This window comes from Sulfurimonas sp., from assembly GCF_029027405.1.
In the GTDB taxonomy this organism is placed as follows: domain Bacteria; phylum Campylobacterota; class Campylobacteria; order Campylobacterales; family Sulfurimonadaceae; genus Sulfurimonas.
In genome coordinates this window covers 2,310,405-2,332,536 of record NZ_CP093396.1, presented here as the reverse complement: position 1 = coordinate 2,332,536, position 22,132 = coordinate 2,310,405, and the positions used below count along the sequence as shown (strand labels likewise).

The 22,132-nt window shown below is 30.9% G+C and carries 22 protein-coding genes and 1 pseudogene; 17 read left to right on the top strand and 6 right to left on the bottom strand.

What is annotated here, in order from left to right:
• The first annotated feature begins 20 nt into the window (after positions 1 to 20).
• Both MOV42_RS11305 and MOV42_RS11300 read left to right on the top strand, forming a co-directional pair.
• The gene (locus MOV42_RS11305; protein ID WP_324173026.1) at positions 21 to 1,556 is read left to right on the top strand and encodes a type I secretion system permease/ATPase; all 1,536 of its coding nucleotides are present in this window, start codon (positions 21 to 23) and stop codon (positions 1,554 to 1,556) included.
• Positions 1,557 to 1,558: 2 nt separating this feature from the next.
• On the top strand, positions 1,559 to 2,872 hold the full coding sequence (locus MOV42_RS11300; RefSeq protein ID WP_324171283.1) for an HlyD family type I secretion periplasmic adaptor subunit: 1,314 nt from the start codon (positions 1,559 to 1,561) through the stop codon (positions 2,870 to 2,872).
• 112 nt (positions 2,873 to 2,984) lie between these two features.
• Here MOV42_RS11300 and MOV42_RS11295 read toward each other — a convergent pair whose 3' ends face one another.
• Positions 2,985 to 4,265 (bottom strand): DEAD/DEAH box helicase, encoded by a 1,281-nt coding sequence (locus tag MOV42_RS11295; RefSeq protein ID WP_324171282.1) that lies wholly within the window; start codon positions 4,263 to 4,265, stop codon positions 2,985 to 2,987.
• A 175-nt stretch (positions 4,266 to 4,440) separates the two neighbouring features.
• Here MOV42_RS11295 and MOV42_RS11290 point away from each other — a divergent pair, with 175 nt between their 5' ends.
• The gene (locus MOV42_RS11290) at positions 4,441 to 6,108 is read left to right on the top strand and encodes a hypothetical protein (RefSeq protein WP_324171281.1); all 1,668 of its coding nucleotides are present in this window, start codon (positions 4,441 to 4,443) and stop codon (positions 6,106 to 6,108) included.
• Positions 6,109 to 6,112: 4 nt separating this feature from the next.
• On the opposite strand, the pseudogene trpA reads toward MOV42_RS11290, so the two are convergent.
• Positions 6,113 to 6,856, bottom strand: a pseudogene (gene trpA / locus MOV42_RS11285) (tryptophan synthase subunit alpha); the annotation flags it as partial.
• Positions 6,857 to 6,866: 10 nt separating this feature from the next.
• Complete coding sequence (locus MOV42_RS11280; RefSeq protein ID WP_324171280.1) at positions 6,867 to 7,268, bottom strand: Hpt domain-containing protein; 402 nt, start codon at positions 7,266 to 7,268, stop codon at positions 6,867 to 6,869.
• A 55-nt stretch (positions 7,269 to 7,323) separates the two neighbouring features.
• Here MOV42_RS11280 and panB point away from each other — a divergent pair, with 55 nt between their 5' ends.
• From panB to MOV42_RS11265, 3 genes are all read left to right on the top strand, one after another.
• The gene (panB, locus tag MOV42_RS11275) at positions 7,324 to 8,115 is read left to right on the top strand and encodes a 3-methyl-2-oxobutanoate hydroxymethyltransferase (protein WP_324171279.1); all 792 of its coding nucleotides are present in this window, start codon (positions 7,324 to 7,326) and stop codon (positions 8,113 to 8,115) included.
• Entirely contained in the window at positions 8,115 to 9,128 is a 1,014-nt protein-coding gene (gene ruvB / locus MOV42_RS11270; protein ID WP_324171278.1) for a Holliday junction branch migration DNA helicase RuvB, read from the top strand. The genes panB and ruvB overlap by 1 nt, the downstream gene beginning before the upstream one ends.
• 96 nt (positions 9,129 to 9,224) lie before the next feature.
• Positions 9,225 to 10,280, top strand: coding sequence for an AI-2E family transporter (locus MOV42_RS11265; protein WP_324171277.1), 1,056 nt, complete (start codon positions 9,225 to 9,227; stop codon positions 10,278 to 10,280).
• 11 nt (positions 10,281 to 10,291) lie between these two features.
• On the opposite strand, the gene MOV42_RS11260 is transcribed toward MOV42_RS11265, so the two are convergent.
• The 3 genes from MOV42_RS11260 to MOV42_RS11250 are packed head-to-tail and all read right to left on the bottom strand — an operon-like array spanning position 10,292 to position 14,011.
• Complete coding sequence (locus tag MOV42_RS11260) at positions 10,292 to 11,176, bottom strand: lipid A biosynthesis lauroyl acyltransferase (RefSeq protein ID WP_324171276.1); 885 nt, start codon at positions 11,174 to 11,176, stop codon at positions 10,292 to 10,294.
• A complete protein-coding gene (gene waaC, locus MOV42_RS11255; protein WP_324171275.1) occupies positions 11,166 to 12,167 on the bottom strand; it encodes a lipopolysaccharide heptosyltransferase I in 1,002 nt (333 codons plus the stop codon). The genes MOV42_RS11260 and waaC overlap by 11 nt, the downstream gene beginning before the upstream one ends.
• Before the next feature lie 5 nt (positions 12,168 to 12,172).
• Positions 12,173 to 14,011 (bottom strand): PilZ domain-containing protein, encoded by a 1,839-nt coding sequence (locus MOV42_RS11250; RefSeq protein WP_324171274.1) that lies wholly within the window; start codon positions 14,009 to 14,011, stop codon positions 12,173 to 12,175.
• 430 nt (positions 14,012 to 14,441) lie between these two features.
• Between MOV42_RS11250 and MOV42_RS11245 the strand changes: the two genes are divergently transcribed.
• The 11 genes from MOV42_RS11245 (at position 14,442) to MOV42_RS11195 (ending at position 22,124) form a co-directional block, all read left to right on the top strand.
• Complete coding sequence (locus MOV42_RS11245) at positions 14,442 to 15,560, top strand: GAF domain-containing sensor histidine kinase (RefSeq protein WP_324171273.1); 1,119 nt, start codon at positions 14,442 to 14,444, stop codon at positions 15,558 to 15,560.
• Positions 15,523 to 16,395 carry a response regulator gene (locus MOV42_RS11240; protein ID WP_324171272.1) on the top strand — a complete coding sequence of 291 codons (873 nt, stop codon included), beginning with the start codon at positions 15,523 to 15,525 and terminating at the stop codon, positions 16,393 to 16,395. The genes MOV42_RS11245 and MOV42_RS11240 overlap by 38 nt, the downstream gene beginning before the upstream one ends.
• Positions 16,396 to 16,424: 29 nt before the next feature.
• Positions 16,425 to 16,946, top strand: a complete 522-nt coding sequence (locus MOV42_RS11235; RefSeq protein WP_324171271.1) for a PAS domain-containing protein — start codon at positions 16,425 to 16,427, stop codon at positions 16,944 to 16,946.
• A 15-nt stretch (positions 16,947 to 16,961) separates the two neighbouring features.
• A complete protein-coding gene (locus tag MOV42_RS11230; RefSeq protein ID WP_324171270.1) occupies positions 16,962 to 17,351 on the top strand; it encodes a hypothetical protein in 390 nt (129 codons plus the stop codon).
• 24 nt (positions 17,352 to 17,375) lie between these two features.
• A complete protein-coding gene (locus MOV42_RS11225) occupies positions 17,376 to 17,909 on the top strand; it encodes a SixA phosphatase family protein (RefSeq protein WP_324171269.1) in 534 nt (177 codons plus the stop codon).
• Positions 17,910 to 18,141: 232 nt separating this feature from the next.
• The gene (locus MOV42_RS11220; RefSeq protein ID WP_324171268.1) at positions 18,142 to 18,621 is read left to right on the top strand and encodes a hypothetical protein; all 480 of its coding nucleotides are present in this window, start codon (positions 18,142 to 18,144) and stop codon (positions 18,619 to 18,621) included.
• Positions 18,622 to 18,625: 4 nt separating this feature from the next.
• On the top strand, positions 18,626 to 19,543 hold the full coding sequence (locus MOV42_RS11215; RefSeq protein WP_324171267.1) for a PDC sensor domain-containing protein: 918 nt from the start codon (positions 18,626 to 18,628) through the stop codon (positions 19,541 to 19,543).
• Entirely contained in the window at positions 19,527 to 20,138 is a 612-nt protein-coding gene (gene hisH / locus MOV42_RS11210; RefSeq protein WP_324171266.1) for an imidazole glycerol phosphate synthase subunit HisH, read from the top strand. The genes MOV42_RS11215 and hisH overlap by 17 nt, the downstream gene beginning before the upstream one ends.
• A gap of 3 nt (positions 20,139 to 20,141) precedes the next feature.
• Complete coding sequence (gene hisA / locus MOV42_RS11205) at positions 20,142 to 20,852, top strand: 1-(5-phosphoribosyl)-5-[(5-phosphoribosylamino)methylideneamino]imidazole-4-carboxamide isomerase (RefSeq protein WP_324171265.1); 711 nt, start codon at positions 20,142 to 20,144, stop codon at positions 20,850 to 20,852.
• Positions 20,853 to 20,922: 70 nt separating this feature from the next.
• Entirely contained in the window at positions 20,923 to 21,297 is a 375-nt protein-coding gene (locus tag MOV42_RS11200; RefSeq protein WP_324171264.1) for a chemotaxis response regulator CheY, read from the top strand.
• Entirely contained in the window at positions 21,297 to 22,124 is an 828-nt protein-coding gene (locus MOV42_RS11195) for a 50S ribosomal protein L11 methyltransferase (protein ID WP_324171263.1), read from the top strand. Before MOV42_RS11200 ends, MOV42_RS11195 begins: the two co-directional genes overlap by 1 nt.
• Positions 22,125 to 22,132: the final 8 nt, after the last annotated feature.

Genomic DNA, 22,132 nt, shown 5'->3' with positions numbered 1-22,132 from the left:
GGTAGTATAATGTACTTGCTATCGCTTTTGTAGCAGTTGCTATATTTGATTTTATTATTAACCTTATCCGAAATTATATGTTTGTACACACAACATCAAAGATAGATGCTAAACTTGGTGCTAAACTATTTCATCATCTTTTAGCTCTTCCAATCGCTTACTTTGAAAAACGAAAAGTTGGAAACATAATTGCTCGAGTTCGTGAGTTAGATACCATCAGAGAATTTATAGCAAATAAATCAATTAGTGTAATTTTAGATGTAATGTTTTCTGGTGTGTTTGTGGCGGTAATGCTGCTTTACAGTGTGAAGTTAACTATGTTGGTTGTATCTTTTGTAACAGTTATAGGACTGATTTACTTTTTTATTACACCACAACTTCGAAAGCGTCTTGAAGAGAAGTTTCAGATGGGTGCTCAATCAAATGCTTATTTAGTTGAGTCCGTTACTGGTGTGCAAACAGTTAAGTCTTTAGCACTTGAAGGTTCGATGCAGAGAAAATGGGAAGACTACTTAGCTAAGTATGTAAACTCAAGTTTCCATCTAAGTAATCTGTCTAATATCTTAGGTGGACTTTCAGGGATGCTACAAAAACTAATGACCATCTCTATGTTATATGTTGGTGTATCCTTAGTTCTTGAAGGTAAACTAAGTGTTGGACAGCTAATAGCTTTTCAAATGTTCGCTAACCAGTTTAGTGGACCTGTCCTTCGTTTAGTAAATCTTTGGAATGAGTTTCAACAAACATTACTTTCAGTTGATAGAATAGGTGATATTCTTAACACTCCAACAGAACAAAAAAATGATAAAGCTATTACTCTCCCTCATATTAAAGGTAGTGTTAGATTTGATAATATTGGATTTTCATATTCTCCAGAGATGCCAAATGTAATTAATGGTGTTAGTGCTGAATTTAAAGAAGGCATGAGTGTTGGTTTAGTTGGTAGAAGTGGTAGTGGTAAGAGTACTATTACAAAACTTATTCAAAGACTATATATTCCAAACAGCGGAACTATCTATATAGACAATGTTGATATTAGACATATGAACCCTAAATGGTTGCGTAATAATATTGGGGTAGTGCTACAAGAGAATTTCCTCTTTAGTGGAACTATCAAAGATAATATATCTCTTTCTCGTCCAGATGCACCAATGGAACAGATAATAGCTGTAGCTAATATGGCTGGAGCGCATGAGTTTATTTCAGAACTACCAGAGGGTTATGATACTCAAGTAGGGGAAAGAGGTTCTTCCCTCTCAGGTGGACAGAGACAACGAGTCTCTATTGCTAGAGCGCTTATTATTAACCCTCGCATCTTGATATTTGATGAAGCAACTTCAGCACTTGATTATGAGTCAGAAAAGATTATTCAAAACAATATGAACACTATTAAAGATGGAAGAACGATGTTTATAGTTGCACATAGGCTTACTACTGTAAAAGATTGTGATGTTATTGTAGTAATGGACAAAGGTACGATAGTTGAGCAGGGTTCTCACTTTGAACTACTAAATCTTAAGGGCTATTATCATAAGCTCTATACACAACAGGATTAGATATGGGACTTTTTCACACTAAAGATAAACATGAGTTTAAACCATTACTTGTTGAGATAGAAGATCGTCCACTAAATCCACTAGGTCGTACATTGCTTTGGACTATTATAGTTTTTATGGTTTTAAGTAGTTTATGGCTCTTTTTAGCCAAGATAGATGTTGTTGTAAGTGCTAGAGGAAAAATAATTCCTCTTGGCGAGATTAAAGTACTTCAGCCAATAGAAACAGGTGTGATAAGTAAGCTTTTGGTAAAGGAGGGAGAGTTAGTTCATAAAGGACAGGTTTTAGTTGAAATAGACCCATCAGTAGCTGAGACAAATTTAAAGTCTAAAGAAAAAAATCTAGAGTTATTAGAAATAGAGACAACACGATTAATGGCTCTTATTGAGAATAAAATATTTATTCCTCCTTTAATGTGTAAAGATTCAGCTGTTCTTGCAACTCAAGTACTTATTTATAAGACAAGTAAACTAGGATATGAACAACAACATTTGTTGATTGAAAAACAGATTTTACAAATACAGCAACAAATAGAATCAGTATATACTGATAAAAGTCGTTTAATGCAGCATTTAGAAAATGTTAAAAATCAAGAAGCACGCTTACAAGAAGTGATAGATATTATTGCAAGAAGTGAATATGACGATATACATAAAGAAGTTATAGAATACGAAAAACAGGTTAGAATGAAAGACCATGATGTTATTCAACTTAATGAAAAACTAAATGGATTGACTGAACAGAAAATTTTAATAACTCAAGATTACCAAAACAAACTACTTGAAGAACTTACTCAAAAACGCAAAGAGGCTACCCTACTTAAAGTTGAAATAGACTCAATAGAGTTTAGAAAAGCAAAACAAAGAATTACTTCTCCTGTTGATGGTTATGTTTCTAAACTTATGGTTCATACTATTGGTGGTGTAGTTACACCAGCAGAAAAATTAATTTATATTGTTCCAAGTAATGTCCCCTTAGTGATTAAAGCAACTGTACTTAATCAAGATATAGGGTTTATAAAAAAAGGAATGGATGCCGCTATTAAGGTGGATACATTTAACTTTCAAAAGTATGGGCTTATTCCTGCCATAGTTAGCCATGTCTCAGATGATTCTATAGATGATGAAAAACTAGGACCAGTATATGAAATTTACTTAGAACCAAAAAAAGAATTTCTTGTAGTTAAGGGCGAAAAAGTATATTTAAATTCAGGAATGAGTGTAACAGCAGAACTCAAAGTTGGAAAACGGCGTGTTATTGAGTTCTTCATTTATCCTTTGATAAAGTATTTGGATGAGGGGATGAGTGTACGATGAGGATAATATGATGGAACCCTTTACTCGCATTTAAAACAAAACGGTGTAGTTGTAAAAGGCAGAGCCGTTAAGGGTCAAGGATATATAGCTAAATTCTATGAGTCGGAAAGATTTATCTACTTCTTGAACGATTTGAGTTTCGTGAAGAGTTAGAGTTTCTTCCGCCGTTTCTATTTCCGCCATTTCCACCGCGAGGTTTATTTCTTGCTCCACGATTTCCACCCATGTTAATAGGTTCTGCTTTTATGGAAGGGTCTGGCTTAAAACCTTTTTCCCAGATTTTTGGAATGTCTTTATTTATAAGTTTTTCTATATTTTCTAAAAATTCATTTTCATCTACACAAACAAGTGAAACCGCTTCACCTTCATGACCAGCACGACCAGTTCGTCCTATGCGATGTACATAGTCTTCACTTACATTTGGGAGTTCATAGTTTACAACATGCGGAAGCTGGTCTATATCTATTCCTCTTGCTGCTATATCTGTTGCCACAAGAACTCTAATTTTGCCAGCTTTAAAGTCTGCTAGAGCTTTTGTTCTTGCATTTTGGCTTTTGTTTCCATGAATTGCAACTGAGCTAATTGAATCTTTTTCTAACTGCCCACTTAAACGATTCGCACCGTGTTTAGTTCTAGTAAAAACTAAGACTTGTGTCCATTTTCCTTTGTTTATAAGATGCGTTAAAAGTTCACGCTTGCGTTCTTTATCTACTGGATAAACTGCTTGTTTTACTGTTTCGCTTGAAGTATTTCTTCTTGCTACTTCTATAAGTGCAGGGGAGCGTAAGAATTTTTGAGAAAGTTTTTTTATCTCATCTGAATAAGTTGCAGAAAAAAGAAGAGTTTGTCGCTCTTTTGGTAAAACTGCTATGACTTTTTTTATATCATTTACAAAACCCATGTCTAACATTCTGTCTGCTTCATCAAGGATTAAAAAATCAACTTTTGATAGGTTAATAGTTTTTTGAGATATATGATCAAGCAAACGCCCAGGAGTTGCAACAACTATTTCTACTCCACGACGAAGTGCAGTAATTTGAGGATTTATTTTCACACCACCAAATATTACTGTTGATTTAAAAGGAAGATGTTTTCCATAAATTCTTACGCTTTCTTCTACTTGAGATGCTAACTCTCTTGTAGGAGTTAAAATAAGCACTTTAACATGATGAGCTTTTTTATCTCTTGAAGGTTTTGCACGATTTAGTAACTCCAACATAGGAAGAGTAAAACCAGCTGTTTTACCTGTTCCAGTTTGCGCACCTGCTAAAATGTCTTGTCTTTTTAAAATAATTGGTATTGACTGAGCTTGAATTGGTGTTGGTTTATCATAGCCTTGTTCTTTAATAGCTTTAAGTAGTGGAGCTGATAGCCCAAGTGAAGTAAATGACATAAAAATCCTAATTTAAATATAATTCGGATACTAGCATAATTTGTAGTCATTTATGCTAAACTTTGCAATGATAAAAAGTCTATTTATATTTTTATTTTTATATCTTTGGACAGTTGTTAGTCCATCTTCTTCGTGTTTAGTTTTCATTTTTTATATTTTAGGTTTTAGTACACTTTTGACATTAGCACTTTTAGAGATGCATATTATAAAAAAATATGTTATCGCTGATACTATTTTTCATCATGACACTTCCTTATTTAGCATTGTTAAGAGCGTATGGCTCACACTTTTCATATCAGTTTTTATAGCATTTTTTTCTTCTGTTGTATTGTTGGTTGTTAGCATATATATGGATGATTTTATGTTAGTGATTTTAGGTTTAGATGTTTTAGTAGTTTGGTTTATCTTTGCTAGAGTTAAACAAACTCTTTCCTTAAAAGTAAAAGAAAATTTTTTAGATAGTATTTCCAGAAGATGGAGTACTTGGATAAATGCTCTTTTTCTTCTTATAGTATTTGTTATTTATCAGTTTTTTACAACTCCAACTTATGAAACAAAAGAATTTAGTTGTCAAATACTTAACTTCTTATCTCAATCTTTGCACTATAAAGAACTTATAGAGTATAAACTTATTAGCATCTCTACAAAGGAGCTTGAAAACAAATCTTCTATTGCTATTTGGCTTATTTATCTTTTTATTTCTCAAGGTTTATTTGTTTGGGCTTATTCAAAACTATTACTTAGTTTTTCTATACCTGCATCTGTAATTAAAAAAGATAAACAGAAAAATAAAAATTTCTTTCTTATCGGTTTTATAGTAACTATACTTTTTCTGTTTGTGATGAGCATGAGTATAAATCATCTTTATGAAAAGCACTACATTAACAAAGTTAAAGAGATGTATATAGAAGTAGAAGCAAAAATAAATATGCATCTAAACAAGAATGAGCAAGTTTTAGTAGATAACATAAATGAAGTTATTGATAAAGAAGTAGATAGAGTTTTTGAGGATGTTTACACATCTATACCAAGCTTATCAGCTTATTATTATTCTGTAAAGGGAGAGTATAGTAGAATTGTTTTAAAAGGTTATAGTTTATATTGTGGATATAAAAATAGTTATTTAGCACCTTTTTACAACTCATACTTGCCAAATGGGATGAAGTTAAAAAGATGTAATGAAAATATGTTAAATGATGAAATTACATCTAAAATAAAGCATTATTTGTTTGAACAAAATTCATTTTCTTCAAAGCTAAAAAAAGCTTCTAAGGTTATAGATGAAAATATAAATGCCTCTATGAATAGTTTTAAAAATAATCTAAATAAAGATTTAGAGAGTTTAAAACTAAAACATAAAGCAGAATTGAATTCTCTTAAACTAGATCTAAATAATATTTTTGAAGCATCTTCAAGAGATATAGCAAAAAAAGGTTTAAGTGCGACAGGTACTCTACTTATAAGTGGTGCAATCACAAAAAGTATAATGTCTAAGATGCTTATAAAATTTGGAGCAAAAGGAGCTGCAAAAGCTACAACATTTTTAGGCGGTAGCATTAGTGGATTAACCATCTGCTCTCCTAGTGGTCCTTGGGCTTTAGTCTGTGGAGTTATCACTGGAACTGTTACTTGGGTTGGTGTAGATGCAGCAATGACAGAAGTTGATCAAGCATTTAACGAAGATGATTTTCAACTTAGTGTAAAAAAGATGATAGATGCTCAAAAAAATACATTGAAAAACTTAATGAAAGATTCTTATGCCCAGTGGTTAAGTGGAATTTTAAGCAATCTTAAAAAAGAAGCACAGATGCTAAAATCTCCCTATGAGCAATCAAAAAAGTAAGATTTTAATTAATCTCACTTTTTATGATTTTAGATAATTCACAACATTTAACGATTTTTTGTGAGTAACTAAAAGAATTTTTTAAAAGAATATCTATAAAAGCACTTCCAACTATTACTCCATCTGCTCCCGCTACCTTTGCTTTTGCTGTTTTTTCATTTACACCAAAGCCAACATAAATAGGAGTGTTAGAATATTTTTTTATAGAGCTTAAAAATGCTTGTAAATCTTCAGCTTTTCCTGAACCAGTTATACCAGTGTATGCCACCATATAAATGAACTTTTGAGCGTCACTGACAACTTCTTTTATTCTGCGCTCACTATCTGTTGGAGCAACAAAACTAATGTTACTCATATTGTTATTTTTAAATAAGTTAGAGTATGCGAGTGCCTCTTCATGTGGTAAGTCTGGAATTATGAGACCATTTACTCCAAGTCTAGATGCAAGAGGAATAAGTTTATCCATATCTTGTTGATAAAAACTGTTAAAATATCCCATCCAAAGAGTATCAACTTTTGGTGCTACTACTTCTGAAATTTCAAGTAAATGTTTAAACTTAAAACCAAGTTCTAATGCTTTGTGGTTTGCTTTTTCTATAAGTGGACCATCTGCCACAGGGTCAGAGAAAGGAACACCAAGTTCAAGTGTATCCACGCCATTGTCTCCAAGTGCTAAAGCCAAGTCTATGCTAAATGATTTTTCTGGGTAAGCAGAAGTTATATATGCTACAAGTTTTTTCAAGTTTTTTCTTTTTAAGTTATTTTGTTAGTTCTGGTATCTTTAATAAAGAATATTTTATATGAGTTAAATCGTTATCAAGTTTTAAATCATCTTGCCATTGAGCAAACATATCGCTTATTTCAAGTAGCCAAGTGATAATGTCATCATTTGCTAAAGCATCTGTTGTTCTAAGCTCTTCTAAAGCATCTTCTACAAAGGCTGCTAGTTTCGCAATAGGTATCATTTTTAGATAGCCTGAAGCTGATTTTATATTATGAAAAACACGAAAAAGCTCTTCAATACTTCTTGAATATTCAGTCGGCTTATTGAGGTCTAATATCATTACTTCCATACTTTCAATCATCATAGAATAATGATCGAAAAATTCATCAACAATTTCAAAATCAAAATTAGCATCTAAAATAGTTCTTATACCCATTAAATAATTCTCCAATATTGTTAAAATTATAGCAATTTTTAGTTAAAATACTTGTATGAATAAAAAAATGACTATAAATTCAATACAAAAATGTAAAGGTGTTAGACCTTTAGTGATGATAACAGCTTATGATGCTCTTTTTGCAAAGCTTTTTGAATCTAGTGCAGACATGATTTTAGTAGGTGATAGCTTAAATATGAGTTTTGCTGGAAGAAAAGATACTCTTAGTGCAACAATGGAGCAGATGATTTACCATACTAAATCAGTTTGTAATGGTGCTAAAAATAGTTTTGTGATATGTGATATGCCTTTTGGAACTTACACAAATAAAGAGGACGCGCTAAAAAATTCTATGCGTATTTTTCAAGAAACAGATGCTGACTGTGTAAAGATAGAAGGTGGACAAGATAGAGCTACTACAATAAAATATTTAGTAGATAATGGCATCGCTGTTTGTGGGCATATCGGACTTTTACCTCAATCTGTAAGAAGTGAAGGTGGTTACAAAGTTAAAGGTAAAACAGAAGAAGAAAAAATTGAGTTAATTAAAGATGCAAAAGCAGTTGAAGCGGCAGGTGCATTTTGTATGGTTATAGAAGGTGTTAAAGCCCAAGTGGCAAAAGAAGTTGCCCTTAGTGTAAGCATCCCTGTTATTGGAATCGGTGCTGGTGTTGATGTAGATGGACAAGTTTTAGTCTTTTCAGATATGCTTGGACTTTTTGAAGAGTTTACTCCAAAGTTTGTAAAAAAATATTTAGATGGTGCATCTTTAGTTAGAGAAGCCGTAGAAAATTACTCAACAGAAGTTAAAAATAAAAAATTTCCAAAAGTTGAACATACTTATTAATGGATAGATTAGTAGAAATAGAAACCTTTAGTGCAGAGGAAGAGAGTGCTGAGACTACTTTAAGACCAGATGCTTGGAACCAATACATAGGTCAAGAGCAGATTAAAAAAAATCTTGGTGTTTTTATAGAAGCAAGTAAACTAAGAGACGAAGCACTAGACCATGTCCTTTTTTATGGACCTCCTGGACTTGGAAAAACTACTTTAGCGCTTATTATTGCAAATGAAATGAATGCAAATATAAAAGTTACAGCTGCTCCAATGATTGAAAAAAGTGGAGATTTAGCTGCTATACTAACAAACTTGGAAGAGGGTGATATACTTTTTATAGATGAAATTCATCGTCTTTCACCTGCTGTTGAAGAGATTTTATACTCTTCTATGGAAGATTTTCGCATAGATATTATTATCGGTAGTGGACCAGCGGCTCAAACTGTTAAAATAGACCTACCTCGTTTTACGCTTATTGGAGCGACAACAAGAGCAGGAATGCTTTCTAATCCACTAAGAGATAGATTTGGCATGAGTTTTAGGATGCAGTTTTATAGTTCTGACGAGTTATCAAAAATAATAGTACAGGCTTCAATAAAGTTAGAGAGAGAAATAATCCATGAAGCATCTGTTGAAATAGCGAAAAGAAGTCGTGGTACTCCTCGTATTGCTCTTCGTCTTTTGCGTAGAGTTAGAGATTTTGCTGAGGTTGCTAAAGAGTTAGATATTAATCATTCTCGAACAAAATATGCTCTTGATGAACTTGGTATTAACTCTCATGGTTTTGATGAAATGGATATCAGACTTTTAAATCTTTTAATATCAGCAGATGGAAAAGCAATGGGTTTAAGCACAATAGCAGCAGCTCTTAGTGAAGATGAAGGCACTGTTGAAGATGTACTTGAACCTTATTTGATAGCAAACGGTTACCTAGAGCGAACAGCAAAGGGGCGAAAGGCTACAAAAAATACTTATAAAATTTTAGATAAACCATTTCCAACCTTACAAGGAAGCTTAATTTGAAAATTTTAATTTTAAAATCATCTCTTGTCGATAGACATAGCTTTAGTGATAGGAATTTTTCAAGGAATATACTTCCTTGGAAAAGGAGATAAAATAATGAAACCACAATTTTTTGTAACTATCCTTTTTGCCACTTCGCTTTATTGGATGTATTTACTCTATGCTCCTTTTATTTTGGCTATTACTATAGCTGCTCTTTTAGCAATTTCTACGGCAAATATTCAAACATATTTTGAGACTATTTTTAAAAATAAACTTTTTTCTGCACTTGCTTCAAGTTTATTGTTAGCCGTTTTATTTTTTGCTCCTTTGGGTTATTTTTTAGCAACTTTGACTTTACACCTTAACTCCCTTGAAACGCAAACTTATCTAAAAATGGAAGATTATGTAAGGGTTTTTATAGAAACGCCTCCTGAGTATTTACTATTTTTAAAACCTTATGCTCTAGATGCTTTAAAAGATATGGATATTAATAATTTCACAACAAATGTTCTTTCAATAACTGGTACAATAGGTTCTTTTAGTGCAGGTTTTTTAAAGAATGCTTTTTTAATTATAATCTTTTACTTTTTTGCTCAATATAATGGTGAAAATATAGTAAAATTTTTAAAACGTGTTGTCCATATGTCTATAGAAGAAACCACCTTATTATCTAAAGAGTTGGCATCTGTAATGAGTGTTGTTTTTTACTCAATCATTGCAACAGCGATGTTTGAAGGAATTTTATTTGGTGTGGCTATATCTTTTCTAGGCTACAACGGTCTTTTATTTGGAATTATGTATGGTTTTGCATCTCTTGTTCCCGTTATTGGCGGTATTATGATGTGGTTACCATTTATGATTTATGAGTTTGCAGTTGGTAACAATGGCAATGCGATTTTTATCGCTTCTTACTCAATCGTGGTTATATCTATAATTGCAGATACTTTTATAAAACCTCTAATAATTAAAGGTATTAATCAAAGACTTCTAAAGGAAGATGATGCAAAAATAAATGAAATTATTATTTTCTTCGCTATTATCGCTGGACTTGCAACATTTGGTTTTTGGGGCATGATTTTAGGACCTGCAATTACAGCATTTTTCTTGACTATTTTAAAACTTTTTGAGGCTAGAACTCATGAGTGTGAAAATAATAATTTTGAAATATAGAGTTAAACTATCTATTTCTCATATATTTCTGGATGATCATTTTTCCATCTGCGATGTAACCAAAACCAAAATTTTGGCTCATTACTTATAAGATTTGTTAACCAATCAGCTTGAAGTTGTGTAGCCTTTTGGATATCTACTTGAATATCATCTGTTTTTTCTACAGGTATTTCATCAAAAAGCATTAGTGTATAATTTTGCTCATCATCAGTTCTTATGGTTACAGGAATAATAGCAGCATCAAATTTTCTTGCAAGATAAGCTGGTGTTGAAGTTTGACGAATGCTTTTTCCCATAAATTCTACCATTAAACCCTCTTTAGGGTTTATGTTTGTATCTATTAAAAGACCACAAGCCACCCCTTTTTTTAAGTTTCTAACAAGAGGTTTAACAACATTTGTTTTCTCCATTGATATATTACCAAAAGAATCTCTAGCATCTAGCAACCACTCTTGATATTCTTGATTTTTCATTTTTTTATAAACTGCAATTAGAGGTTCTATAAAAGCTCCGATGCTAGCCCCTCCAAGTTCCCAAGAACTATAGTGAGTTGTTACATAGATAACGGCTCGTCCTTCTTTGTGAACTTTGTCAACTGCTCCAATATTTTGTATAGTGATTTTCTTTTTTAAATCTTCTTTACTCATGTGTCGAAGTTCCATAGCATGAAGAAAGTTATATATTAAATTTTTAAAAGCATATTTAGTTATCTCATCTTTTTCTTTTTCACTTTTTTTGTTATCAAATGCAAAATCAAGATTTTGATATGCGACCTTTCTATATCTAGCAGATGCTTTGTAAGCTACAAATCCTAGAAAAGTAAAAAAACCTTTTCTCCAATTCTTCGGTAAAATCATTAAAAATTTCTCTAATAGTAAAAAAATTTTAAATCCCATAGTTTAGTAACTCCTTAGCTCGTTTAACAATTTTTTCAACTTCTATGCTTTTAATAGAAAAATCATTTTTGTTTATTTTTAAAATATCAACTTTGGAATTTGATTTTATCCCAATATTTATTTGTGTTTCATAAATCATTCTAGTAGTTGTGGGACCAAAAAGAGTAATGGATGCAATATTTTGTGCCCATGCCATGTGAGTTGGACCTGTATCATTTCCTATGACAAGATTAACGCTTGATATCAAGGATAAAAGTTCTATCAATGATAATTTTGGAGCCAATGTTGCGTAAGATGAATGATTACATATAAACTCAGCATCTTTTTTTTCGTTTTCATTTCCCCAAACTATGATAGCACTTTCTTTTAACTCATTACAAAGTTCAATGATTTTTTCTTTAGGATATTTTTTTGATTCCCAAGATGCACCAATAATAAAAACAATATTTGTTTTTTGTACATCTATAAAATTTGATTTTGCTACTTTAAATATTGCTTCTTTATTTAAAATCATCTCATCATCAAGCTTAAAGCCTAAGGCATCTGAGGTTAAAAAACAGTTTCTTTTTATGATGTTTTCTTCGTATGCAATTTTAGAAGTTGTTTTGTAAAACAGAGAACTAAGACCTTCTCTTGAGGACTCTTTATCAAAACCATGAGTATTTTTACTAATGAATCTTGAAACTATGGCAGATTTTAAAAGTCCTTGCATATCTATAACAATATCAAACTCTCCTAAAGAGCGAAGATAAGATATGTTTTTTTTCAAAAGTGAAAAGTTTTTATCTTTTTTTATCTTTTTTAGATTAATCGTATGAGTTTTTGAGATAAGATGATGCTCTTTAAGTAGAGGTGCAAAAGCTTCTTCTGTCACCCACTCTATATATGAGTCTGGGAATTTTTTATGTATAAATTGTAAAACAACAGCACTGTTTATTATGTCACCAAGTGCAGATAAGCGAACAATCGCTATTTTTTTATACTTTTTCATTGTTGCTATTTTAGCATAGCTGTATGTTTTTTCAACTCAAATATTATCTCTTTTTGTCTTGCATAGACATATTCCATTAAAAAAGCTTCACTTGATAGGTCTTCGTATAGGTTTACGACAATTTTACAAAATTCATCATCACAGAGAATAAAAACTACTTTCGCTTTTAATGATAGTTGCATAGAACCAAATTCTGTATTTTTAATAGGAAGAGTAAAGTTTAAAATAATTTTACTAATCTTTAAAGAGTGTATATTTTTTTTGAATCTTGTTTTGATAGCTATAGAGTTCAGAGATATATCTAAAATCTCTCCGTTTAAAGTACCATTATCGTGAGTAATAGATATGGGCGTTCTAAGTGCACATGTAACACGAGAGTATTCTCTAGAGTTCGCACTTCCTTGAACAAATTTAAAATTTTTGAGTTGAGCTATACTCTTTTTAGAATCTACATATTTTACATCTGCGATTATTTCTTTTGGAAAATTTGATGATTGCAGGATAGTTTCTTTTTCAAGATGCATAACTGTACCTTGTAGGTGCTCGTATTTGACATAAATTTCTTGATTAACTTTTTTCACAATCACAGAAGAAGTATTTATGCATAATCCTTTGTAAATATTCATTAATTTAATGGTAGTTTTATTTGTAAAAGTAGTTTGTAAAAGCATATCAATTATTTTTTTATCATCCATAGTTTCATCTATACTTATTACTCTATGAATATTTTGTGTCTTTATATCTTTATGTGAAAGTTCTTCTTTTGAGATATCAGAAATAATTTGTAATATTTTGTTTAATTCTAAGTTAGCAATATCAAAAGCATACAAGCAAATAAGTGGTTTTATATTTTGTTTATATGTGTACTCTGTTATATGTGATTGTATTTTTGAGGCTTTTTGTTTTAGTGCTTCAAAATCTAAATTTTCAAATATAGTTACATAAATCCCGTTATCGTATTGAGCTAAAATAGTATGAGGTTCTTTTTCCAATTCTACTTGAAGGAGAAGGTCCCGAACAGCCATCTCTATCTCATACTCACTCCAATCTTTTTTTAAGTTTGAAATATTTTCAACATGAATAGTTATAATACCAAGCTTAACACCTGAGATGCTAACCTCTAAAACTTTTTCTTTTAAAGTTTCAATGAAGAAGATTCGATTTTTTATAAAGTCAATATCTATCATTTTGTTAGAAGTATCTTGAGCTACACTTTCTATATAGATAAATATTTTTTTACTTAAAGTTGAAGTACTGCTTTTTACATTATACATCTTTTGATTAACTCCAAAAGTAAAAATATTTTGAATAGTAATATCTTTTTTTAGTAGAGCTTCTAAGTCAAATTGTGAACAAATTTTTGAGTTAACATCTTTTAAGTCTACACAGTTAAAATCATTATATATTTTGGAAGAAGCAAAAATAAGTTTTTTATTATTAAAAATCATAAAATTACAATCATGCATAATAGTTTGAACAATTTCATGTTCTTGCTGTATACTTTGATGTGCTTTTATATCTTTTTGAATACTAACTAATATTTGTGAAGCAATATTTTTTGGTGTAAATATATTTTTAACTTCAAGTAAAGATGCTAACTGAAAAAGCATTAAGCTATTAGTATCCTTGATAAAAAAGTAGATTAAGCTTTTCTTTTTATGTTTGAGAAGTTCTTTGATGTTGAGTAAAAGAGTTTTTTCAATTTTTTCAATTTCTACAAAATATACAGAGTCATCTTCAACTCCCATGCATTTATTTATATTAATTGTCCTACAATCTTTTAATGAGCTAGTAACTTTTTTGATTTGTTGTGATGATATAGTGTTGTTGTATAAGTGAATCATTATATAAATTATAACATAATAAGACAAACTAATTTAAACCATATATATAAATTTTTTGAAGTTTAAGTTATATTGATTGATGTACTTTAAATCTATTTTGTTTGACATCTATGCTAAGTGCGGATATAAACGGTAAGGTAAATAAGTTTTATAACTAATAGATAAAAATATAAATAACGCTATAATTACAACAAGAAAGCACGTCATGTAAAATAATGAAATTTAAGATATATAAACCAGCTCAAGAACTAAAGCATATTGTTAGGCAGTATGTTGTTCTATATGATATAATAAATATTTAAATTAAATGAAAAAAAGAGTTCAAAAAGAAACTGACAACTACATCCTGGGGAGTAATTAAAAATATGAATATACATATAATAAGTGATATCCTAGAAAAATTTTCTCATAATAATGAGACTATTCAACTATGAGTGTTCTTGAAAATCAGTTATCTGAAGCTACGAAAAAGATAGATATAGCTAGTAATAATGTAGAAATAAATGCAATTATTGAAAATCTAGTGGTTACATTAATGGACTCTGAATTTTCTTCCATATGGTTTTATGATGAAAAGAATGCACAGCTATTAAGAGAAAGAGACTCCGGTGTTAAAGAACTTTATATAAATAAAAAACACGGTGTATTGTATAAGTGTTTTATGACAAAAGAACCAGGAATATATAACTATCTTACAAGTGAAAAAAATTATGTAGCATCAATTGATAATCCTGATGAAATTAAAATAAAGTCAAAAATCATATTTCCTCTGATAAATAATGATAAATTAATAGGTATGGTTACTGCCTATACTTCAGTAAAAAAGATAAAAATTTTCACTGAAGATAATTTAGAATTATTAAAAGCTATATCGCCATATATTATTAATACCATTTGCAAAATGCATCCTAATGCAAAGATACAAGGGTCGGAAGAAGATGTAGAGAATTTTGATGAGACTTTGGCTTTTATGGCTAACACTATTCATGATATAAGAACACCTGCAAATACTCTTTTTGGTTTTTTAGATCTTTTAGAAGAACAGATTGAGGACCCACGACTTAAGCAATATCTTTTAAATGCAAAAGAGAGCACAAGCTTTATAAATGACTTGACAAGCTCTATGCTTGATAGAATTTCATCTCATAAGGAAAGGAAAGAGTCTATAAAAGAAGAGGTTGATTCAATTATATTTTTTTCTGGTGTTGCTGAAATGTTTTCATCAAATATGTACTCTAAAAAACTTGATTATAATGTTTTCATTGATCCTCAGATGCCAAAAGAAATAATTACAGAACCCATAAAACTAAAACGCGTCATAATGAACCTCATTAACAATGCATATAAGTTTACTATTACTGGTAACTCTGTGGAATTTAGCGTGAAGTACAAGAAAAAAGAGAAACAACTGAGTATCTCTATTAAAGATACAGGGATAGGTATCGCTAAAAAGAAACAAAAAGAGATATTTGAAGCGTTTAAGCAAGCTGAAGACACAACAGTTTTAAACTATGGGGGGAACAGGTCTTGGTTTAGCCATATCTTCTAGTTATGTAAAAGATCTAGGTGGATTTTTTAGGTTAGAGAGTGAGATAGATAAAGGTAGTGATTTTTCTTTTAATATACCAGTAGAGAGTGTTGATGATACAGCCTCGTTTAAATTGATAAGCAATAAAGATATAAAAATTGCTATTTTAATGGATACATCGAATAAGCTTAGTGCAAATAATATAGCAAGACATCTTACTAGAATTGGTTTAGATAAAAAACAAATAATGGCTGTGGCATCTCCTTCTGACTATAAAGATGATATAACTCACTTAATCATATTTCAAAATAAAACAAATGCTTCTGTTGTTACAGATGCAGTAGCTAATAATATTAAGTGCTTGATAGTAGAGGAGTCACTATTTTCAAGTACTAAAGATGATTTTTATCATAGCTGTGAAATCATGTCGCAGTATACCTCTTGCGTAAATGAACTTTATGCGTTTATAAATATAAAAGAAGCACCAAAAGTGCTTATTGTTGATGATGATAAAATTAATGTTTCATTAATTAAGACTTTGCTTGATGGTGAGTTTTGTAAGACTAGTGTTACAGGAGATGGCGAAGAGGCATTAAATTTGTTAATTAATGCTCAAAAGAGCGAAAATGGGTTTTCTTTAGTATACTTAGATAATCAAATGCCTAGTATGAGTGGACTTGAGGTTATAAAAAAATTTCGTCAGTATGAGAATGAAAAACAAATAAAACCAATATATGCAGTTTCAATTTCTGGAGATATATTAAAAGATGAAGAAGATACAAAACTTTTTGATGCGTTTGCAACTAAACCATTTAAAAAAGAAGATATAAGAGAAGCCTTGTATAAATCAAGTTAGATAATTTATTAAAATTAAAGGAGAACAAAATGTCAAAACCAGAACCAACTAGTGTAGAGAATATCGTCGGAAGTGCTGATCTTATCGTTTCTAAGTCAGATGCTGAGGGAAATATAACTTATGTAAATCCTATATTTATAAAAATATCAGGTTATTCACAAGGTAAATTAATAGAAGAGCCACATTCAATGCTACGCCATCCAGACATGCCTAAAGTTATTTTTAAATACCTATGGGACAACCTAAAAGAGGGTAGAGATGTAGTGGCATATGTTAAAAATTTATGCAAAAATGGAAGTTTTTATTGGGTGCTTGCTACAGTAAGAGTGGCAAAAAATCCTGATGGTTCATTTAGAAACTACCTGTCAACTCGTAAATGTATTACAGATTCCGCAAAAAAGACAATAAGCTCTTTGTATGCAGATCTTCTAGCGATTCAGCAGAGTGATGGAGTTGAATCATCAGAAAATATGTTAAATACTTTTTTAGCTGAAAAGGGAGTGACTGATTGTGACTCTTTTAATAATCTAATGATTGAAATAAATAAATAATAAAAGGAAATATGAATGATAGACTTTGCAAAAAAAATGGAAAAGCTTCGTAGTGTACATGGTTACCTAGGTTCAGCTGTTTTAAATTACTCAGGGGAAACTCTATATATAGAAAATGATAGTACTGGGACTGATATAGGTTACTCTTCTGCAATCTTCAATGACTCTTTTCGTATGATTAGTGAATCATCTTTAGATGTAGGTTTTAGTGAAGCTTCTTCTATTGAAGCAAAAACACAAGATGGGCATGTTTTTTTAATGAAAAGTGCAGGGGAACATGGAAAAGATGATTATTCTAAAATAAATATTTTTTGTATTTTTAGAGATGATGGAAATATCGCTTTAGCTAAAATGATTATTGATAAATCATCAAAAAGTATGGCTGAAGAGTTATCTAATATATAGAAATATTAAAAAATCAGGAATAGAATGAAAACTTTATATTTAATAAAACATGCAAAGTCTGACTGGAGTGTTCCTGGTGAAAGTGATATGGAGAGAGACATTACAAAAAAAGGTCTTAAGCATATCAATACTATGGGTTCTTACCTCACCTTGAGAGGTGTTAATCCGGATGTGATTCTTTCTAGTTGTGCACTACGAGCTCAAGAAACAAGTAATATTTTAGCTGAGAAAATAAATTTTTCAGGACCAAAATATTTTTTACAAGAGTTGTATTTATCTCCTCCCGAATTGATAAAAGAGATAATAATAGCTCAAGATGATGAACATTCAGAGATGTTTATAGTTGGGCATAATCCACAGTTAAGTGAACTTGTTTTTATGCTTAGTGGCGAGCATATTGCCAAAATGCCTTCTTTAGCAATAGTGGCAATAAAATTTGATATCCAGGAGTGGAGTGAATTAGAAGATAAACAGGGTGAAATAGATTTTTTTATAAGTCCTAAGCAGTTTAAATATTATATGCCAAAACAAATCAGAGTGACATTAAAAGTAGATTAAAAGTAATTTAGACTACATTACAAGAAGAACTAAACTCCACTTAGGCTAAGACAAACACCAAAAATTATCTAATTAAAACTATAAAATCTAAATACAGAATATTTTTAGCCTATTTTTTTACTTTAAATTATATTTTAAGACAAATAAAGAGAAAAAACAATAAAATAAGCTAAATTAAATAAAATAATATGATTATAAGAGGTATAATCGTATTTATCAAAAGGAGAATTTTATGGAATTGAGTACTTTAGGGATACTATTAATACTTGCAAGTTTTGTTATTGGTTATTTTATGAGTTATATAAAATCCAGATTTGAAATTAGATCTCATAAAAAAGAACTTCAAGAATATAAAGAACATTTAAATAGACAGATGAAAATAACAGATTTGGGAAATAAAAACTTAGAAAAAGATTTAGAAAAGTTTAAAAAAGAAAATGAAAATTTAAGAATTTCAGTAAAAACCTTAGGTCAAAAACCAGGTCGTGCAGAGCTTAGACTTTTAAATATTTATGATGGAGCATTAAGAAAAATGATGTTAAAAGCGCCGGGATTTTCTTCAGCATGGGAAGTATCACTTCAAGAAGCAGAGCGTGAATATGAAGAAAATGAAAAAGGTTTTAAATCAATAATAAAAAAAATATTTGGTCCGAGTATAACACACCGTCCAGAAGTCGTAGATATACAAACAAATAAGGAAGGATTTAACTAAATAAATGGTTGCATCAGATATTCAAGATTTTTCACAAGGAAGAACAAAGGCGAGAGCTTACTTTTGTTATCTTTTTTCTAAAAATATTCCAAATAGACTTCCATCTCTTTCTTTAGAGATGATAGTGCCGCGTATACTAAAGATAAAAGCAGATTTAGAAAACTGTGAAGGTGTATATCTGCTTGATTATAAAGGTGTTCAGATAACACCAACTTACACTGCAAATAGACAAGTTGATGATGATGCAGGTAAAATCAGAGCGGATAGGGCCTATTATTATCGAGCAGTTAGAGAGGGTCGATGTAGCATTACAGACCCATATCCATCTCTCATTACTCAAGAGCTCACAGTAACAGCTTCTCAACCAATTTTTGATGAAAAAGGTAATATTAAATATGTTGCATGTTTAGACATGCCACTAGCAGAAGTGCTTAAAATTGCTCGTTTAAATAAATCAGATATTTTATTTTCTCAGTTTTTTAAATTTTCTTATGCTATGTTTGCCTTTGCATTAGTAGCGGTTGCAATTTTTCTTTTTTTTCATGGTATAAAAAGTTTTTTTATAGAGGAAATTGCAGGAAGTGATCTTATAATAGATGATATGTTTAAAGCTACTATTCTTTTAACTCTCTCTCTTGCCATCTTTGATTTAGCAAAGACACTTATAGAAGAAGAGATTTTAGGAAGACATAAAGAACAAAATATTTCAGGACCGCATAAAACAATGGTTAAGTTTTTGGGTTCCATAATCATTGCTCTTTCTATTGAAGCTTTGATGTTAGTGTTTAAGTTTGCTATTACAGATCCAGAAAAACTCATATATGCAACATACATTATTGGTGGGGTTGCTCTTCTATTAGTCAGTTTAGCGGTATATATTAAATTTACGAAGGTGAGAAACAGTATTGATAGCAATAGTTGATTATAACATGGGAAATTTAGCAAGTGTACAAAATGCATTTACTTTGTTAGGTGAAAAAACGGTTGTTGAAAATGACCCAAGTAAGTTTAAAGATTATGATAAATTAATTCTCCCTGGTGTTGGTGCATATGGCGATGCTATGGAGCATTTAAGACAAAGGAATATGATTGATGCTATAAAAGAGTATGCTAATAGTGGAAAATATATGCTTGGTATCTGTCTTGGGATGCAACTTCTGTTTGACTCAAGTGAAGAGTTCGGAAAACATGATGGTTTAGGTCTTATAAGAGGTGATGTCAAAGCTTTTGATACATCTAAATTTGAAGAAAAACTAAAAGTACCTCACATGGGTTGGAACAGAATGTTTACTGAAAATCATCCACTCTTTGAAAACTTAGATGAAGAACATTATCTTTATTTTGTGCATACATACCATGTGAATTGTATAAATAAAGAAGATATTGTAGGCAGAACAAATTATGGTTATGAGTTTACATCGTGCGTTGCTCATGACAATATATTTGGAATTCAACCTCACCCAGAAAAAAGCCATGAAAATGGACTTCAGATATTAAAAAACTTTATAGGATTATAAAAAATGACACTTTACCCAGCAATAGATTTAAAAGATGGAAAAGCGGTTCGCCTTACAAAAGGTTTAATGGATAGTGCAAAAATTTACTCAGATAAGCCTTGGTCTTTAGTGCAAAAATTTGAACAAATGGGTGCAGAATGGGTTCATTTAGTTGATTTAAATGGAGCGTTTGCAGGTGAGCCAAGAAACCTAAAGGAGATAATAAAAATTAGACAAAACTGTAATGTTAAGTTGGAACTTGGTGGTGGAATTCGGGATGAAAAAACTATTAAAAAAATGCTTGAGATAGGAATAGATAGAATTGTTTTAGGTTCTATCGCTGTAACAAATCCAGAATTTGTAAAAGAGATGGCTAGTAAATATCCTATCGCAGTAGGAATAGATGCCATAGATGGTTTTGTAGCAGTAGAAGGTTGGGCAGATGTGAGCACTATGAAAGCAATAGACCTAGCTAAAGAGTATGCCTCTGCTGGTGTTGAAGCTATAATATGTACCGATGTGAGTAAAGATGGAACTTTAGCTGGTGTAAATGTAGAGTTTACTTTAGATATAGCACGAGTAAGTGGAATAAGTACAATAGCAAGTGGTGGGGTGAAAGATGAGTCTGATATAGAGGCTTTGATAGCTACGAATGAAGTTGATGGTGTTATAATTGGCAAAGCCTATTATGAAGGTAGATTAGATTTACAAAAGATGTTTAAACTATTGAATTAATTGAAAAATAATAAAAATTTTGCTATTATTAGAGTATAAATTTTACAAATAAATTTAAAAAGGATTTCAATTGAAATTACTTGTTGTTGATGATAGCTCTACAATGCGACGTATTATAAAAAATACTTTAGCTCGTTTAGGTTACAAAGATATACTAGAGGGCGCTGATGGTCTTGAAGGTTGGGCTAAAATGGATGCAAATCCTGATATAGATATGCTAATTACTGATTGGAACATGCCTGAGATGAACGGACTAGAACTTGTTAAAAAAGTTCGTGCTGATGAAAGGTTTCTTGATACACCAATCATAATGGTAACAACAGAAGGTGGTAAGTCTGAAGTAATTACGGCACTAAAAGCAGGGGTAAACAATTATATAGTTAAACCATTTACGCCTCAAGTATTAAAAGAAAAACTTGGTGCAGTTATGGGTATCGCCCAGTAATGCAGGAGTACTACTACGAGTTAGTAGTTGAAATTTCATCTCACAAGGAGTTGTTCGCAGATTTTTTAGCCGATACAATCCCTGTAGGTTTTGAAGAAATCCAGTCAGGTTTCATTGTGAGAAGCGAAGAAGAACTTGAAACCATTGCTTGGGGATTAGAACAATTTTGCGAGGCACTTGGAAAAGCATTAGGTAAAAGCATAGAGCTAGAGTGTCATCACCAGAAGCTTAAAAATAGTGATTGGGTTGAGCTTTATCAAAAAAGTATTACGCCCCTATGTATAGGTAAATTTTATATTCATCCAACTTGGAATGAATCAAATCCAGAACTTATAAATATCGAGATAGATCCAGCTTTAGCTTTTGGGACAGGACATCATCCAACGACTGCTAGTGTGCTTAGAGCAATATCTAAGTATGTTAGTGTAGGTCAATCACTTTTAGATGTTGGCTGTGGAAGTGGAATTCTTGGTATAGGAGCAATGAAACTTCAAGCTATCGTAGATGCATGTGACACTGATATTATATCTGTAGAAAATAGTATAAAAAATGCAAAGTTAAATAATTTAGAATTTGCAAATATTTGGGAAGGTTCATGTTCATTAAGTTCTTTAAAGTATGATGTCGTTGTCGCAAATATAGTTGCAGATGTCCTTACTTTCATTGCCAAAGATTTAAAAAATGCTTTAAAAAAAGATGGCATTTTAATAATATCAGGTATTTTAGACAAGTATGAAGAGAAAGTCTTGAATTTTTACAAAGATTGTGAAATAATAGAAAAAATAATAGAAGATGAGTGGATAACACTTATTTTAAAAAGAAAATAAAAAAAGAG